This window comes from Burkholderia sp. GbtcB21 (assembly GCF_019091065.1).
Taxonomy (GTDB): Bacteria; Pseudomonadota; Gammaproteobacteria; order Burkholderiales; family Burkholderiaceae; genus Burkholderia; species Burkholderia pyrrocinia_C.
In genome coordinates, this window is sequence record NZ_JAGXKA010000542.1 from 1 (window position 1) to 231 (window position 231).

Sequence of the window (231 nt, forward strand, 5' to 3'; positions counted from 1 at the left end):
TTGCCGGACACGACTACACTCAGCACCTGACGCGCTTCACGGGGGAACCCGGCCGGCCGCCCCTGCCGGCCGGCACGCCGCTCGCGCGCTCGCCCGCGCTGTCGACGCTGCCGGCCCGCTACCGCGTGCCGACGGCCAGCCAGGGGCAACTGTTCAGCGTCGTCGGCGACCGCGTCGATCTCGGCATCCTCACTGAATTCAACCGCGGGCTGCCGCGGCCGGCGCACCCGC

General features: G+C 74.9%; 1 protein-coding gene. It reads left to right on the plus strand.

Going from position 1 to position 231, the window contains the following annotated elements:
• Positions 1 to 231: hypothetical protein (locus KVT39_RS37595; protein ID WP_217591540.1), on the plus strand; the 231-nt coding region annotated here is incomplete at both ends.